Source organism: Pseudomonas sp. AP19 (genome assembly GCF_001728855.1).
Taxonomy (GTDB): Bacteria; Pseudomonadota; Gammaproteobacteria; order Pseudomonadales; family Pseudomonadaceae; genus Aquipseudomonas; species Aquipseudomonas fluorescens.
On the sequence record NZ_LXJP01000078.1, the window covers coordinates 1 to 15,904 of the forward strand.

The 15,904-nt window shown below is 61.9% G+C and carries 11 protein-coding genes and 1 pseudogene; 10 read left to right on the forward strand and 2 right to left on the reverse strand.

Annotation, left to right across the window (positions count from 1 at the left end):
• The 3 genes and pseudogenes from A7D21_RS31175 to A7D21_RS31185 all read left to right on the forward strand — a co-directional run.
• Positions 1–3,005, forward strand: a pseudogene (locus tag A7D21_RS31175) (Ice nucleation protein); the annotation flags it as partial.
• 401 nt (positions 3,006–3,406) lie between these two features.
• Positions 3,407–3,991 (forward strand): papain-like cysteine protease family protein, encoded by a 585-nt coding sequence (locus A7D21_RS31180; protein WP_053256678.1) that lies wholly within the window; start codon positions 3,407–3,409, stop codon positions 3,989–3,991.
• Positions 3,992–4,004: 13 nt separating this feature from the next.
• On the forward strand, positions 4,005–4,604 hold the full coding sequence (locus tag A7D21_RS31185; RefSeq protein WP_069553561.1) for a hypothetical protein: 600 nt from the start codon (positions 4,005–4,007) through the stop codon (positions 4,602–4,604).
• Between the two features lie 146 nt (positions 4,605–4,750).
• Here A7D21_RS31185 and A7D21_RS31190 read toward each other — a convergent pair whose 3' ends face one another.
• Together A7D21_RS31190 and A7D21_RS31195 are read right to left on the reverse strand one after the other, a co-directional pair.
• On the reverse strand, positions 4,751–5,473 hold the full coding sequence (locus A7D21_RS31190) for a FadR/GntR family transcriptional regulator (protein ID WP_053256676.1): 723 nt from the start codon (positions 5,471–5,473) through the stop codon (positions 4,751–4,753).
• Between the two features lie 47 nt (positions 5,474–5,520).
• Entirely contained in the window at positions 5,521–7,257 is a 1,737-nt protein-coding gene (locus A7D21_RS31195) for an IlvD/Edd family dehydratase (RefSeq protein ID WP_053256675.1), read from the reverse strand.
• Positions 7,258–7,450: 193 nt separating this feature from the next.
• On the opposite strand from A7D21_RS31195, the gene A7D21_RS31200 reads away from it, so the two are divergent.
• Genes A7D21_RS31200 through araH form a run of 7 tightly spaced genes read left to right on the forward strand, consistent with a single transcriptional unit; the run spans position 7,451 to position 15,875 of the window.
• Positions 7,451–8,773, forward strand: a complete 1,323-nt coding sequence (locus tag A7D21_RS31200) for an MFS transporter (RefSeq protein ID WP_053256674.1) — start codon at positions 7,451–7,453, stop codon at positions 8,771–8,773.
• 15 nt (positions 8,774–8,788) lie between these two features.
• Complete coding sequence (gene araD1 / locus A7D21_RS31205) at positions 8,789–9,781, forward strand: AraD1 family protein (protein WP_069553562.1); 993 nt, start codon at positions 8,789–8,791, stop codon at positions 9,779–9,781.
• A 10-nt stretch (positions 9,782–9,791) separates the two neighbouring features.
• Positions 9,792–11,372: an aldehyde dehydrogenase (NADP(+)) gene (locus tag A7D21_RS31210; RefSeq protein ID WP_069553563.1), complete on the forward strand. Its 1,581-nt coding sequence runs from the start codon at positions 9,792–9,794 to the stop codon at positions 11,370–11,372.
• 33 nt (positions 11,373–11,405) lie between these two features.
• Complete coding sequence (locus A7D21_RS31215) at positions 11,406–12,269, forward strand: SMP-30/gluconolactonase/LRE family protein (protein ID WP_069553564.1); 864 nt, start codon at positions 11,406–11,408, stop codon at positions 12,267–12,269.
• Positions 12,270–12,305: 36 nt separating this feature from the next.
• Positions 12,306–13,310: a substrate-binding domain-containing protein gene (locus A7D21_RS31220; protein WP_053256670.1), complete on the forward strand. Its 1,005-nt coding sequence runs from the start codon at positions 12,306–12,308 to the stop codon at positions 13,308–13,310.
• 57 nt (positions 13,311–13,367) lie between these two features.
• The gene (gene araG, locus A7D21_RS31225; RefSeq protein ID WP_053256669.1) at positions 13,368–14,894 is read left to right on the forward strand and encodes an L-arabinose ABC transporter ATP-binding protein AraG; all 1,527 of its coding nucleotides are present in this window, start codon (positions 13,368–13,370) and stop codon (positions 14,892–14,894) included.
• Positions 14,895–14,903: 9 nt separating this feature from the next.
• Positions 14,904–15,875: an L-arabinose ABC transporter permease AraH gene (araH, locus tag A7D21_RS31230; protein WP_064452813.1), complete on the forward strand. Its 972-nt coding sequence runs from the start codon at positions 14,904–14,906 to the stop codon at positions 15,873–15,875.
• The last annotated feature ends 29 nt before the right edge of the window (positions 15,876–15,904 follow it).

Consider the following 15,904-nt stretch of genomic DNA (forward strand, 5'->3'; position numbering starts at 1 on the left):
CGCTGATTGCCGGGTATGGCAGCACGCAAACGGCCGGTGGCGAAAGCTCCTTGACCGCCGGTTATGGCAGCACCCAAACAGCTCAGGTGGGCAGTGATCTCACCGCAGGCTACGGCAGCACGGGCACCGCCGGCTCCGACAGTTCGCTCATTGCCGGGTATGGCAGCACGCAAACGGCCGGTGGCGAAAGCTCCTTGACCGCCGGTTACGGCAGTACCCAAACGGCTCAGGTAGGCAGTGATCTCACCGCCGGCTACGGCAGCACTGGCACCGCCGGCTCCGACAGTTCGCTGATTGCCGGGTATGGCAGCACGCAAACAGCCGGGGGCGAAAGCTCCTTGACCGCCGGTTACGGCAGCACCCAGACGGCTCAAGAAGGCAGTGATCTCACCGCCGGTTATGGCAGTACGAGCACCGCCGGCTCCGACAGTTTGCTGATCGCTGGCTACGGGAGCACGCAAACGGCCGGCGGAGAAAGCTCTCTGACCGCAGGGTATGGCAGCACCCAAACAGCCCGCAAAGGCAGTGATCTCACCGCTGGTTACGGCAGTACAAGCACTTCGGGCTCCGACAGCTCACTGATTGCCGGTTATGGCAGCACGCAGACTGCCGGGGGAGACAGCTCCCTGACTGCCGGTTATGGCAGTACGCAAACAGCTCAATTGGGCAGTGATCTCACCGCCGGTTACGGCAGCACGAGCACTGCGGGCTCCGACAGTTCGCTGATCGCCGGCTACGGCAGCACGCAAACTGCTGGCACAGACAGCTCCCTGACTGCCGGTTATGGCAGTACGTAAACAGCTCAATTGGGCAGTGATCTCACCGCCGGTTACGGCAGCACGAGCACTGCGGGCTCCGACAGTTCGCTGATCGCAGGCTATGGCAGCACCCAAACTGCGGGGGGAGAGAGCTCCCTGACTGCGGGTTACGGCAGTACTCAGACGGCTCAGGAAGGCAGTGACCTGACTGCCGGCTACGGCAGCACGGCCACCACCGGACCTGGCAGTATGGTGACTGCCGGTTACGGCAGCTCGCAGACCGCCGGTCACGCAAGTGCGTTGATTGCAGGTTATGGCAGCACCCAGACTGCGGGTTACAAAAGCATTCTGACTTCGGGATATGGCAGCACTCAGACCGCCCAGGAAAGCAGTGATCTCATCGCCGGCTACGGCAGTACTGAAACCGGTGGTTACGACAGTTCGTTGATCGCCGGTTACGGCAGTACCCAGACTGCCGGTTACGGAAGCATTCTGACTGCCGGATACGGCAGCACGCAGACGGCACAAGAAGGCAGTTCACTCACCGCAGGTTATGGCAGTACGAGTACCGCCGGCGCTGACAGCTCGCTGATCGCAGGCTACGGCAGTACTCAGACCGCAGGACACGAAAGTACACTCACTGCGGGCTACGGCAGCACCCAAACCGCTCAGGAGGACAGTTCGCTGACTGCGGGATATGGCAGTACCTCAACTGCCGGATTCAACAGTTCATTAATCGCCGGCTACGGCAGTACGCAAACATCGGGATATGAGAGCACCCTGACTGCCGGCTACGGCAGTACCCAAACGGCCCAGGACAATAGCTCGCTCACCACGGGTTACGGCAGTACCTCGACTGCGGGTTATCAAAGTTCGTTGGTCGCGGGTTACGGCAGCACCCAGACCGCTGGCTATGAGTCTACGTTGACAGCGGGTTACGGCAGTTGCCAGACGGCTCAGGAGCAAAGTTGGTTAACTGCCGGCTACGGAAGTACATCAACAGCCGGCTATGAAAGCAGGCTGATTGCCGGCTATGGCAGTACGCAAACCGCCGGCTACAAAAGCACCCTGACCGCAGGCTACGGCAGCACCCAGACCGCCCAGGAAGAAAGCTCGCTGACGACCGGTTATGGGAGCACTTCAACGGCCGGCTACAACAGTACGCTGATCGCCGGTTACGGCAGCACTCAAACTGCCGGCTACAACAGCAGCCTGACGACGGGTTATGGCAGTACCCAGACTGCGGGTTACGGCAGTGTCATGACCGCGGGTTATGGCAGTACGCTAACCGCTTTGGACAGCAGTACGCTAACCGCCGGCTATGGCAGCACGCAAACAGCCGGGTTTAGCAGTTCGTTGATGGCCGGCTACGGCAGTTCTCAGACCGCCGGTTTTGAGAGCACATTAACGGCGGGTTATGGCAGTACCCAGATGGCGGAGCGCGACAGCACGCTCACCGCGGGTTATGGCAGCACCGGGATTGCAGGGCAGGACAGCTCGCTGATTGCCGGTTATGGCAGCAGCTTGACCAGTGGCACGCGCAGCTGTTTGACCGCGGGTTATGGCAGCACACTCATCAGTGGACTGCACAGTGTACTGACGGCGGGCTACGGCAGCAGTCTTACCTCAGGCATGCGCAGCAGCCTGACGGCGGGATACGGCAGCAACCAGATTGCGAGCCATAAGAGTTCGCTGATTGCGGGCCATGAGAGCACTCAGATTGCAGGGCACAAAAGTATGTTGATCGCCGGCAAAGGCAGTTCGCAAACAGCGGGTTCTCGCAGCACGTTGATCGCCGGCGCTAACAGTGTCCAGATGGCGGGCGACCGCAGCAAGCTGACTGCCGGCGCAGACAGCACCCAGACAGCGGGCGATCGCAGCAAGCTCCTGGCCGGCAGCAACAGTTACCTGACTGCTGGCGACCGGAGCAAACTCACTGCCGGCGACGATTGTGTGCTGATGGCCGGGGATCGTAGCAAGCTGACGGCTGGCAAGAACTGCGTATTGACCGCAGGCGCTGACAGCCGGCTTATAGGGAGTCTCGGCTCGACGCTTTCAGGCGGAGAGAACTCGACACTGGTTTTCCGCTGCTGGGACGGTAAGCGTTACACCAACGTGGTCGTCAAGACGGGCATCGACGGTGTAGAAGCTGATGTTCCCTATCAAATTGACGAGGACAGCAACGTTCTGATCAAGGCTGAGGACAACAGCCACAGTGAGGCGGACCCGTCTCAGCTTCAGCCATGAAATTTCTCTCTAAAACAGCCTGAGGCCGAGTGCTGGAAACTTACCCCCCGAGTGCTATCAATCATGCTGGTGAAGGGAAGCATGCCCGGGTTGACGCTGTGACAACACCCTGATGAAGGCCAATGCAAAACGCCCCGACTTGTTTGGGGCGTTTTGTTATCAATCGGCGACAGGCCGGTCGAGGCAGCGAACGCGGTGATCCTCGTAGTCTGCACTCTTCTTCAATGAATATGCAGTTATGCATTTATATGTTTGCGCTAATGCATATTCACGCCTAGGGTTACCTCGAGCCAGATCGGTACGCGCCCTCGAATACGGGCATCCCGGAACGTCGATAGCTCAGCAACACCGCTGCACCTTTACACGCTGGACGCGTGTGTTCATTCATGGAGGATTGAAAAATGTTAACCCCTGAAACAACCCGGTTCACCGGCGATACACAGCCCAACTGCTTGGTCGGCCATCTGCTCGACCCGCAATTGGTCGAGGTAGACGCGGCTCATCAGCCCAAAGCAATGGCCGCCGCCGGCCTGAATTTCAGCATGCAGAAACAAACCCAGACCAACTGGTGCTGGGCGGCTGTTTCCGCGTCGGTCGGTAACTACTACGGCACCGGGTCCTGGACCCAATGTGGTGTGGCCAGTAACGCGCTGGACCGCAACTGCTGCAACCAGCCGGGCCCCTGCAACGTCTACGGCTATCTGGACGCCGCTTTGCGGATCACGCGCAGTTACAACGGCATGAATCAAGGCTCGCTGCAGATGTCGGCCATCCAGAAGCAGCTCAACATGGGCCGCCCCATCGGTTTGCGTTGCGCCTGGTACGGTGGCGGTGCGCACTTTCTGGTGATCTATGGCACCAACGGCAATTACCTGTTGATCGCCGACTCGATCTACGGCTATTCGACCCGTGCCTTGAACGCGTTCCCCGGTTCGTACAACGGCGGCGGCAATTGGACCAACACGTACTTCACCGTAAAGAACTGAGGAGGGCTGCATCATGCAACTGACTTATCCAAAGGCGCCTTCCAACGGCGTACAGGTACTGCGTCCAGCGCTGCAAGCTGCGCTGCACGCCCAGGGCTTCGGCATCAATCGCCAATTCGCGGCCGCTGTGCCGGGCCAAATCAGGCTGAGCGAAGGCTATCGTGGCTACTCGCTCAGCCTGGAGGACCTGAGCCTCGGTAAAGGCCTGAAAGACGCTAAGGTCGGTGATTGGCATTACCTGGTGTTTGCCGATGGCGCGACGATTGCCGACGCACAATTGGCTGACGTACGCGGGCATGTCGAGTTCGCGTCGCTCAACCATGGGACGCTGGCAGCGGCGACCGTGGAGGCGCTGAAACTGGCGGAACAGTCTGCGCAATTGCAGGGTAAAACCGTGGAACTGCGCGTGTTATTCATCTCGGCACTGCACGTTGTGGCCATCTGGCTGCACGCCGACGGCGAAGAGGTGCTGATCCCGATTGAGCCGACGCCCAAGGACCTGGCGATCACGCAGTTGTACAGTGAGGCGGCGCTGCTTGCGTTGCTCAAGCCGGCGGCTGAACAGGCCCGTCAGCGCTTCGCTGCAGACACCCGTGGCGAGTTGGGCAGTTGATAACAGCCTGAGGTAAACAAGCCCGGACAGTGTCCGGGCTTGTTTTTCGAAGCGAGTCAGCGATGCGGGCGCCATGAAGCGGTACTGCGAATGTCGTCGGCCCATGGCCGGCGCCTCGAACTGCGCCCTGAGCGTAGACGATGCACTTACAACGGGGTCAGCACATTCATCACCGTGTCCAGCGCCACGCGGGTGTCATCCAGTTGCACCAGTGAGGCGTGCCGGGCGCCGAGCGCGTCGCGATTCTGGATGGCGGTGAGGATGGCCTTGTGGCGGGGCAGGCTGAGGCCCTGGATGTCCGGGCGGCGGTTGGTGATGTTGATCGACTCGCGCAGCGGCAGCGAGAGCATGTTGCACATGTAGGCGAGCAAGTCGTTGCGGGTCGCGTCGGCAATCGCCCGGTGAAAGTCCAGGTCGGCTTGCAACAGCTCGTCGTGGGTCTTTGCGGTCTCCATGCCCACGTAGGCTTTTTCGATGGTGGCGATGTCTGCGTCGGTGGCGGTGGTCGCGGCCATGGCGGCGATTTCCGGTTCGAGAATGCGCCGCACACCGGCCAGGGTGTTGAAGAACTCACTGTGGGGCGTGGACTGCATCAGCCAGGACAACACGTCCGGGTCGAGCAGGTGCCATTTCAAGCGTGGCCGCACCACCGCGCCCACCCGTGGCTTGGAATACACCAGGCCCTTGGCACTGAGCACCCGCGTCGCCTCGCGCAACACCGAGCGGCTGACCTTGTACTCCTCGCAGAGCGTGGCCTCCATGGGCAGGCGTTCTTCGGGTTTGAAGCGGCCGGAAACGATGTGCATGCCCAAGTCCTGAACGATCTGGGCATGCATGCTCTTGCGCGGCTTGGGCGGCTGGTGATCCATAACGAACGGGAGGCTCTGGCTAAATAAGCGGCATCATAGCATCCCAATTAGTGGGAATGACGCGGGACTTCAGCCCCACGGCAACCCACCAGGAAGTCAAAGTCGCAGCCTTGGTCCGCTTGCAGCACGTGGTCGATGTACAGCTGACGGTAGCCGCCGACGATCAGCTTCTGCGGGGGGGCCAGGTCCGCCATGCGCGCGGCCAGCTCTGCGTCGGGGATGTCCAGGTGCAGGCGGCCATTGGCGCAATCGAGTTCGATCCAGTCACCTTCCTTCACCGTCGCCAACGGGCCACCGGCAGCGGCTTCCGGTGCCACGTGCAGCACCACCGTGCCGTAGGCGGTGCCGCTCATGCGCGCGTCGGAAATACGCACCATATCGGTCACACCCTGGGCCAGCAGTTTGGCCGGCAAGCCCATGTTGCCGACTTCGGCCATGCCCGGGTAGCCCTTGGGCCCGCAGTTTTTCATGACCAGGATCGAGTTGGCATCCACGTCCAGCGCCGGGTCGTTGATGCGGGCCTTGTACATGTCGAAGTCCTCGAACACCACCGCACGGCCACGGTGCTGCATCAACTGCGGGCTGGCGGCCGACGGCTTGAGCACCGCGCCCAGCGGCGCCAGGTTACCGCGCAGCACGCAAATGCCGCCGTCGGCGCGGATCGGGTTGTCGAGGGTGCGGATGACTTCGTCCTGGCCATAGATCGGCGAGTCCTTGGTGTTTTCGCCCAGGGACTTGCCATTGACGGTCAACGCATGCGGATGCGGGATCAGGTTGGCTTCGCCCAGGCGGCGCAGCACGGCCGGCAAGCCGCCGGCGTAATAGAACTCCTCCATCAGGAAGCGTCCCGAGGGTTGCAGGTCGACGATGGTCGGCATGCCACGGCCCATGCGTGTCCAGTCATCCAGGTCGAGCTCGACGCCGATGCGCCCGGCAATGGCTTTCAAGTGGATCACCGCGTTGGTCGAACCGCCGATGGCCGCATTCACGCGGATCGCGTTTTCAAACGCTTCCTTGGTGAGGATCTTCGACAGCTTCAAGTCTTCGCGCACCATCTCCACCGCGCGCATGCCGGACATATGCGCCAGCACGTAACGCCGCGCATCCACCGCCGGAATCGCCGCGTTGTGGGGCAGGGAAGTGCCCAGGGCCTCGGCCATGCACGCCATGGTCGACGCGGTGCCCATGGTGTTGCAGGTGCCCGCCGACCGCGACATGCCACCTTCGGCGGCGAGGAAATCGTCCAGGGTAATCGTACCGGCCTTGACCTGTTCGCTGAGCTGCCAGACCACGGTGCCCGAGCCGATGTCCTGGCCCTTGTGCTTGCCGTTGAGCATCGGCCCGCCGGTGACCACGATGGCCGGCACGTCGCAACTGGCCGCACCCATCAGCAGGGCCGGGGTGGTTTTGTCACAGCCGGTCAACAGCACGACGCCGTCGATGGGGTTGCCGCGAATGGCTTCTTCCACGTCCATGCTCGCCAGGTTACGGGTGAGCATGGCGGTGGGGCGCAGGTTGGATTCGCCGTTGGAGAACACCGGGAATTCGACAGGGAAGCCACCGGCCTCGATCACGCCGCGTTTGACGTGCTCGGCGATCTGGCGGAAATGCGCGTTACACGGGGTCAGCTCCGACCAGGTGTTGCAGATGCCGATGATCGGTTTTCCGTGGAATTGATGGTCGGCGATGCCCTGGTTCTTCATCCAGCTGCGGTACATAAAGCCGTTCTTGTCGGCGGTGCCGAACCACTGGGCGGAGCGGAGAGCGGGCTTTTTATCAGGCATGATGGCTTCTCTTATTGTATGACTATATGTTCTATATGTGGCTAAACATAAGCGCAAAATCGAAGCTTTGGAAGTGTTGTTTTGTAAATAGTCCTACTATATAGTCCGTCTTAACTGAGGCATGACCCTGGCGGATTTTCGCGAGAGGCGTCCCCCGAGCTTCTATAAAAACAACAATCGGAGATCGACCCCCATGAGCCAGGAACTGCGGCTTATTCGGCGCATCACGCTGAAACTGATTCCCTTCCTGATCCTGCTGTACCTGGTCGCCTACGTGGACCGCTCGGCAGTCGGCTTTGCCAAGTTGCACATGGGCGCCGACGTCGGCATTGGTGACGCCGCGTACGGTCTGGGTGCGGGGCTGTTCTTCATTGGCTACTTCCTGTTCGAGATTCCCAGCAACCTGATGCTCGACCGTTTCGGCGCCCGGCGCTGGTTTGCGCGCATCATGCTCACGTGGGGCGCCATCACCATCGGCATGGCATTCGTACAAGGGCCACAGAGTTTTTACCTGATGCGCTTTCTGCTCGGTGCGGCGGAAGCCGGGTTCTTTCCGGGCGTTCTCTACTACATCACCCAATGGTTTCCGGTGCGCCATCGCGGCAAGATCCTCGGGCTGTTCATCCTGTCCCAACCCATCGCGATGATGATCACCGGCCCGGTGTCCGGCGGCTTGTTGGGCATGGACGGCATTCTTGGGCTGCACGGCTGGCAGTGGCTGTTTATCGTGATCGGCACCCCGGCGCTGCTGCTCACCTGGCCGGTGTTGCGCTACCTGCCGGACGGCCCCAAACAGGTCAAGTGGATGAGCGAGGACGAAAAGACCTGGCTCACCGGCGAGCTCAATAAAGACCTGCAAGCCTACGGCCAGACCCGCCACGGCAACCCGCTGCATGCGCTCAAAGATAAGCGCGTGTTGCTGCTGGCGCTGTTCTACCTGCCGGTGACCTTGAGCATTTATGGGCTGGGGTTGTGGCTGCCGACGTTGATCAAGCAGTTCGGCGGCAGTGACCTGGTCACCGGGTTCGTCTCGGCGGTGCCGTACATCTTCGGCATCATCGGCCTGCTGATCATCCCGCGCAGTTCCGACCGCTTGAACGACCGCTACGGCCACCTCGCGGTGCTCTATGTGCTCGGCGCCATCGGCCTGTTTTTGAGCGCCTGGCTGAGCGTGCCGGTGCTGCAAATGGCCGCGCTGTGCCTGGCGGCGTTTGCGCTGTTTTCCTGCACGGCAGTGTTCTGGACGTTACCGGGCCGGTTTTTTGCCGGCGCGAGCGCGGCGGCAGGGATTGCGCTGATCAATTCGGTGGGCAACCTCGGCGGCTACATCGGTCCGTTTGTGATTGGTGCACTCAAGGAATACACCGGCACCCTGGCCTCCGGTTTGTACTTCCTGAGCGCGGTGATGGTATTCGGGCTGGTGCTGACCGGTGTGGTCTACCGCCTGCTGGAGCGCAAGCACGTGCTGCCGGTCGAGCAATTCGCCGCCAGTGCGCGTGGCGCCACACGTACTTAATCGAGGAGTCACTTCATGCGTTTAGTTCAGTTCGAGTTACGTAACGGCGAGCGCCGCGTCGGCGTCGTGGAAGGCCGCACAGTGCGCGAAGTGCAGAGCGCCCGCAGCGTGCGTGAGTTGGCGCTGGCTGCCATTGAAGCCGGCGTGGGCCTGGCGCAACAGGTCAACCGCCTGGGCCTGGGTGACAGCTACGACTACGCGGCGCTGTTGGCCGACCTGAAAATCCTGCCCCCCCTCGACCACCCGGACCCGGCGCACATGTTGATCAGCGGCACCGGCCTGACCCACCTGGGCAGTGCTTCGGCGCGCGACAAGATGCACAAGCAAGTCGGTGACGACAGCGCCATGACCGACACCCTGCGCATCTTCAAATGGGGCGTGGAGGGCGGCAAACCCGCCGCCGGCCAAGCGGGCGTACAACCTGAATGGTTCTACAAGGGCGACGGCAGCATCGTTGTGCGCCCGGGCGCAGCATTCCCGGTGCCGCCGTTTGCAGAAGATGCCGGCGAAGAACCGGAGATCGGCGGCCTCTACGTGATCGGCCACGATGGCAAGCCTTATCGCCTTGGCTTCGCCGTAGGCAACGAATTTTCCGACCATGTGATGGAGCGCAAAAACTACCTGTACCTGGCGCACTCCAAACTGCGCAGTTGCAGCTATGGCCCCGAATTGCGCGTGGGCGAGTTGCCCCAGCACCTGGCGGGCACCAGCCGCATCCTGCGCGACGGCGAAGTGATCTGGCAGAACGAATTCCTCAGTGGCGAGGCCAACATGTGCCACAGCCTGGAAAACCTCGAATACCACCACTTCAAATACCGCCAGTTCCTCACGCCGGGCGATGTGCATATTCACTTCTTCGGCACCGCCACCTTGTCATTCGCGGACGGTATACGTACCCAGCCGGGGGATGTGTTCGAGATCAGCCAAACCGAATTCGGCGCGCCGCTGATCAACACAGTCGGTAAGGCCGACGCGGTGTTCGAACCCGGCAATGTCATCACCCTTTAAGGAGAACTCCATGACCTCGTTCCTCGGCCACAACTACATCGGCGGCCAGCGCAGTGCCCAGGGCAGCGTCACGCTCAACAGTGTCGACGCCAGTACCGGCGAATCCTTGCCCCAGGCCTTCTATCAGGCCACGCCCGAGGAGGTCGATGCCGCCGCCCGCGCCGCTGCCGCCGCTTACCCGGCCTACCGCTCGTTGAGTGCCTCGCGCCGCGCGCAATTCCTGGATGCAGTGGCCGACGAACTGGAGGCGCTGGGTGATGATTTCATTGAGTTGGTCTGCCGCGAAACCGCATTGCCGGCAGCGCGTATCAAAGGCGAGCGCGGGCGTACCAGCGGGCAGATGCGTTTGTTTGCCACGGTGTTGCGTCGTGGCGACTTCTACGGCGCACGTATCGACAACGCCTTGCCCGACCGCCAGCCACTGCCGCGCCCGGACCTGCGGCAATACCGCATCGGCCTCGGCCCGGTCGCAGTGTTTGGCGCGAGCAATTTCCCCTTGGCGTTTTCCACCGCGGGTGGCGACACCGCTGCGGCATTGGCGGCGGGTTGCCCGGTGGTGTTCAAGGCTCACAGCGGGCATATGGCGACCGCCGAGCGCGTTGCCGATGCGATCATTCGGGCGGCCGAGGCCACCGAGATGCCGGCGGGGGTATTCAACATGATCTTCGGCGGCGGCGTCGGCGAAGCACTGGTCAAGCACCCGGCGATCCAGGCGGTGGGCTTTACCGGCTCGCTCAAGGGCGGTCGCGCGCTGTGTGACATGGCGGCGGCCCGCGCGCAGCCGATCCCGGTGTTTGCCGAGATGTCGAGCATCAACCCGGTGATTGTCTTGCCCCAGGCGTTGCAGGCGCGCTCGGAAACAGTCGCCCGCGACCTGACCGCTTCGGTGGTGCAGGGCTGTGGGCAGTTTTGCACCAACCCCGGCCTGGTGATCGGCATCGCTTCGGCGCAGTTCACGGCATTCACCGAGCAAGTGGCACAACTGATCGGCGCTCAACCGGCGCAAACCATGCTCAACGCCGGCACCTTGAGCAGCTACGGCAAAGGCTTGGAAAAACTGCTCGCACACCCCGCTATTCAGCACCTGGCGGGTAATGCCCAAACCGGCAATCAGGCGCAGCCGCAGCTGTTCAAGGCCGATGTGCGTTTGTTGATCGACGGCGATGAAGTGCTGCAGGAGGAAGTGTTTGGCCCAACTACCGTGTTTGTCGCCGTGGCCGACCAGGCCCAACTCAGCCAGGCCTTGCACGGCTTGCACGGGCAACTGACGGCGACGATTATCGGCGAGCCCACCGACTTTGAGCAGTTCGCTGAATTGACGCCGTTGCTGGAGCAAAAGGTCGGCCGCATCCTTCTTAACGGTTACCCAACCGGTGTTGAAGTGTGCGATTCGATGGTCCATGGCGGCCCCTACCCGGCGACCTCCGATGCCCGTGGCACCTCGGTCGGCACCCTGGCCATCGACCGTTTCCTGCGCCCGGTGTGCTTCCAGAATTACCCTGATAGCCTGCTGCCTGACGCGTTGAAAAACGCCAACCCGTTGCGTATTCAGCGGCTGGTGGATGGCATGCCTTCCCGCGACCCGCTGTAACACGTACCTGAGAACCCTGCTCCAGGAGGCAACATGCCGTGTACCGCAGTCACCGCGCACCGTGCGCAGTTGGGCGAAGGCCCGTTCTGGGACGTGCCGACCCAGGCGCTGTATTGGGTCAATATCGCCGGCAAACAGGCGCTGCGCCTGATGGGCGGGCAATTGCAGATCTGGCAGTTGCCGGAGCATGTTTCGGCATTCATCCCGTGTGAAAGCGGCGATGCACTGGTGACCTTGAGCAGCGGCGTGTATCGCCTGGACCTGGCAACCGAGGCCTTGAGCCTGCTCTGTGTCGCCGACCCGCAGCCCGGCAACCGGGGCAACGAAGCGCGCTGTGATGCCCAGGGCCGACTGTGGCTGGGCACCATGCAAAACAACCTCGGCGAGCGCGGTGAGGACCTGCCCATCACGCGGCGTTCCGGTGGTTTGTTTCGTATTGACGCCGACGCGCAGGTAACCCCGCTGCTGCATGGCCTGGGCATTCCCAACACCTTGCTGTGGAACGAGGACGGCACCCAGGTGCACTTCGGCGACAGCATGGACGGCACGTTGTATCGGCATTCGATCCAGGCGGGTGGCCAGCTCGATGCGGCCCAGGTGTGGTTCGGTCCGCATGCGCGCGGCGGGCCGGACGGCTCGGCGCTGGACAGCGAAGGCTATATCTGGAATGCGCGCTGGGACGGCAGTTGCCTGCTGCGCCTGTCGCCCGAAGGCGAGGTGGAGCGCATTCTCGAACTGCCTGTCAGCCGGCCCACCAGTTGCGTGTTTGGTGGCCCCAACCTCACCACGCTGTATATCACCAGCGCCGCCAGCCCCTTGGGCCACCCGCTGGATGGCGCGGTATTGGCCATTGAGCTCGATGTGCCCGGCACACCCTGTCACCGCTTTGCCGGTTAACCCCAAGACTTAAAAACAACAACAAGGAGTCACCCTATGAATCGTCGTCGTGGTATCCGTTCCCTGTGCTGCGCCGCTGTCGCGGTGTCGGCCCTGAGCTTGAGTGGCCTGTTGCTGGCCGCTGAAGAAGTGAAGATCGGCTTTCTGGTCAAGCAGGCCGAAGAGCCCTGGTTCCAGACCGAATGGGCCTTCGCTGAAAAAGCCGGCAAGGAGCATGGTTTTACCGTGATCAAGATCGCCGTGCCCGATGGCGAGAAAACCCTGTCGGCCATCGACAGCCTGGCCGCCAACGGCGCCAAGGGTTTTGTGATCTGCCCGCCGGACGTGTCCCTCGGGCCGGCCATCGTGGCCAAGGCCAAGGCCAACGGGCTGAAAGTGATTGCGGTGGATGACCGCTTTGTCGACGCCAAGGGCAACTTCATGGAAGACGTGCCGTACCTGGGCATGGCGGCCTTCGAAGTCGGCCAGAAGCAGGGCGCCGCGATGGCGGCTGAGGCGAAAAAACGCGGCTGGGACTGGAAGGACACCTACGCGGTGATCAACACGTTCAACGAGCTCGACACCGGTAAAAAACGCACCGACGGTTCGGTCAAATCCCTGGAAGACGCCGGCATTCCCAAGGACCACATCCTGTTCACCGCCGCCAAAACCCTCGACGTACCGGGCAGCATGGACGCCACCAATTCGGCGTTGGTCAAACTGCCCAGTGGCGCCAAGAACCTGATCATCGGCGGCATGAACGACAACACCGTGCTGGGCGGCGTACGCGCCACCGAAAGTGCCGGCTTTGCCGCAGCGAATGTCATCGGTATCGGCATCAATGGCACCGACGCCATCGGCGAATTGAAGAAACCCAACAGCGGCTTCTTCGGCTCGATGCTGCCGAGCCCGCACATCGAGGGCTACAACACCGCGAAGATGATGTTCGACTGGGTCACCACCGGCAAGGAGCCACCGAAGTACACCGCCATGGATGAAGTCACGCTGATCACCCGCGAGAACTTCAAGCAGGAACTGGAAAAAATCGGTTTGTGGAACTGATGGATTTCCTCGGCGGCCCCGGCAACGGGGCCGCCTGATCCGTGTGACGAGGTGGTTATGCACGCGCAAGTACAGACACACAACGCCGCTGCCCGGTTGTGCTTTAACGGTATCGGCAAAACCTTTCCCGGGGTCAAGGCGCTGGATGGCATCAGTTTCACCGCCTACCCTGGGCAGGTGCACGCCTTGATGGGCGAAAACGGCGCAGGCAAGTCGACCCTGTTGAAGATTCTCGGCGGAGCTTATCAGCCCAGCAGCGGTACGTTGCAGATCGGCGAGCAGGTGCTGGCGTTCAAATCCGCCGCCGACAGCATCGCCAGCGGCGTCGCGGTGATTCACCAGGAATTGCACCTGGTGCCGGAGATGACGGTCGCCGAGAACCTGTTTCTGGGGCATCTGCCGGCGCGCTTCGGGGTGGTCAATCGCGGCCTTCTGCGCCAGCAGGCATTGGCGTGCCTCAAAGGCCTGGCGGATGAAATCGACCCCGAGGAAAAACTCGGTCGCCTGTCCCTCGGCCAACGCCAACTGGTGGAAATCGCCAAGGCGCTGTCCCGTGGCGCCCGGGTGATTGCCTTCGATGAGCCGACCAGCAGCTTGTCGGCCCGCGAGATCGATCGGCTGATGGCGATCATCACGCGCCTGCGTGACGAGGGCAAAGTGGTGCTCTACGTGTCGCACCGCATGGAGGAAGTGTTCCGCATCTGCAACGCCGTCACGGTGTTCAAGGACGGCCGCTACGTGCGCACCTTTGACGACATGAACGCGTTGACCCATGACCAGTTGGTGACCTGCATGGTCGGTCGCGATATTGAGGATATTTACGACTACCGTGCGCGCGCACACGGCGAGGTCGCGCTCAAGGTTGACGGCCTGCTGGGCCCGGGCTTGCGTGAGCCGGTGAGCTTTGAGGTGCGCAAGGGCGAGATTCTTGGCCTGTTCGGGCTGGTGGGCGCGGGGCGTACCGAGCTGTTTCGGCTGCTCAGCGGGCTGGAACGCGCGAGCGCCGGCCACCTGCAGCTCTGCGGGCAACCACTGCAGTTGCGCTCACCCCGCGATGCGATCGCAGCCGGTGTGTTGCTGTGCCCGGAAGACCGCAAGAAAGAGGGGATCATTCCGCTGGCAAGCGTCGCGGAAAACATCAATATCAGCGCACGCGGTGCCCACTCCGCGTTCGGTTGGCTATTGCGCGAGGGCTGGGAAAAGGGCAATGCCGGCCAGCAGATCAGCGCGATGAAAGTCAAAACCCCGAACGCGGCGCAAAAAATCATGTACCTGTCCGGCGGCAATCAGCAGAAGGCCATTTTGGGCCGCTGGTTGTCGATGCCCATGAAGGTCTTGCTGCTCGACGAGCCGACCCGTGGCATCGACATCGGCGCCAAGGCCGAGATCTACCAGATCATCCACCACCTTGCAGCGCAGGGCATTGCGGTGATTGTGGTGTCCAGCGACCTGATGGAGGTCATGGGCATTTCCGACCGCATCCTGGTGCTGTGCGAAGGCGCCTTGCGCGGCGAACAACAGCGTGAACACGCCACTGAATCCAACTTGCTGCAGCTGGCCCTGCCACGCGGCCCGGCGAACTGAGAGATGACCATGACAACCCAACACAACGCGTTGCCGACGGCACGCAAACCCCTGGATGTGCGTGCGCTGCTCGATAACTGGGCGATGTTGCTGGCGGCGATCGGGATCTTTGTACTGTGCGCCTTACTGATCGACAACTTCCTCTCGCCGCTGAACATGCGCGGGCTGGGCCTGGCAATTTCCACGGTCGGCATCGCCGCCTGCACCATGCTGTTTTGCCTGGCGTCGGGGCATTTCGACTTGTCGGTGGGCTCGGTGATTGCCTGCGCCGGGGTCGTCGCGGCGATCGTGATGCGCGATACCGACAGCGTGATGCTGGGCATTGGCGCCGCGTTACTGATGGGGCTGATCGTCGGGCTGATCAACGGCATCGTGATCGCCAAGCTGCGGGTCAATGCCTTGATTACCACCCTGGCGACCATGCAGATCGTGCGCGGCCTGGCCTATATCTTTGCCAACGGCAAGGCTGTAGGGGTGTCGCAGGAGCAGTTTTTCATCTTCGGCAACGGCCAGTTGCTGGGAGTGCCGGTGCCGATCCTGATCACCATTGTATGCTTCCTGTTTTTCGGCTGGCTGCTCAACTACACCACCTATGGGCGCAACACCATGGCCATCGGCGGCAACCCGGAAGCGGCGTTGCTGGCCGGGGTGAATGTCGATCGCACCAAGATCCTGATCTTTGCCATGCATGGTGTGATTGGCGCGCTGGCAGGGGTGATTCTGGCTTCACGCATGACCTCCGGCCAGCCGATGATTGGCCAGGGGTTTGAGCTGACGGTGATTTCCGCCTGCGTGCTCGGCGGGGTCTCGTTGAGCGGCGGGGTAGGCATGATTCGCCACGTGATTGCCGGGGTGTTGATCCTGGCGATTATCGAGAATGCGATGAACCTGAAGAACATCGACACCTTTTACCAGTATGTGATTCGCGGTTCGATCCTGCTGCTGGCGGTGGTCATCGACCGCATGAAACAGCGCGGATAACCCGGTCTGTGAAAGCCAAAAAGGAAGGA

What these genes read in the sequence shown, in the direction of transcription:
- araD1 (WP_069553562.1), top strand. Translation starts at nt 8,789, where the DNA reads ATGCGTTTAGTTCAGTTCGAGTTACGTAACGGCGAGCGCCGCGTCGGC.
- A7D21_RS31180 (WP_053256678.1), top strand. Translation starts at nt 3,407, where the DNA reads ATGTTAACCCCTGAAACAACCCGGTTCACCGGCGATACACAGCCCAAC.
- A7D21_RS31195 (WP_053256675.1), bottom strand. Translation starts at nt 7,257, where the DNA reads ATGCCTGATAAAAAGCCCGCTCTCCGCTCCGCCCAGTGGTTCGGCACC.
- araH (WP_064452813.1), top strand. Translation starts at nt 14,904, where the DNA reads ATGACAACCCAACACAACGCGTTGCCGACGGCACGCAAACCCCTGGAT.
- A7D21_RS31210 (WP_069553563.1), top strand. Translation starts at nt 9,792, where the DNA reads ATGACCTCGTTCCTCGGCCACAACTACATCGGCGGCCAGCGCAGTGCC.
- araG (WP_053256669.1), top strand. Translation starts at nt 13,368, where the DNA reads ATGCACGCGCAAGTACAGACACACAACGCCGCTGCCCGGTTGTGCTTT.
- A7D21_RS31215 (WP_069553564.1), top strand. Translation starts at nt 11,406, where the DNA reads ATGCCGTGTACCGCAGTCACCGCGCACCGTGCGCAGTTGGGCGAAGGC.
- A7D21_RS31185 (WP_069553561.1), top strand. Translation starts at nt 4,005, where the DNA reads ATGCAACTGACTTATCCAAAGGCGCCTTCCAACGGCGTACAGGTACTG.
- A7D21_RS31200 (WP_053256674.1), top strand. Translation starts at nt 7,451, where the DNA reads ATGAGCCAGGAACTGCGGCTTATTCGGCGCATCACGCTGAAACTGATT.
- A7D21_RS31190 (WP_053256676.1), bottom strand. Translation starts at nt 5,473, where the DNA reads ATGGATCACCAGCCGCCCAAGCCGCGCAAGAGCATGCATGCCCAGATC.
- A7D21_RS31220 (WP_053256670.1), top strand. Translation starts at nt 12,306, where the DNA reads ATGAATCGTCGTCGTGGTATCCGTTCCCTGTGCTGCGCCGCTGTCGCG.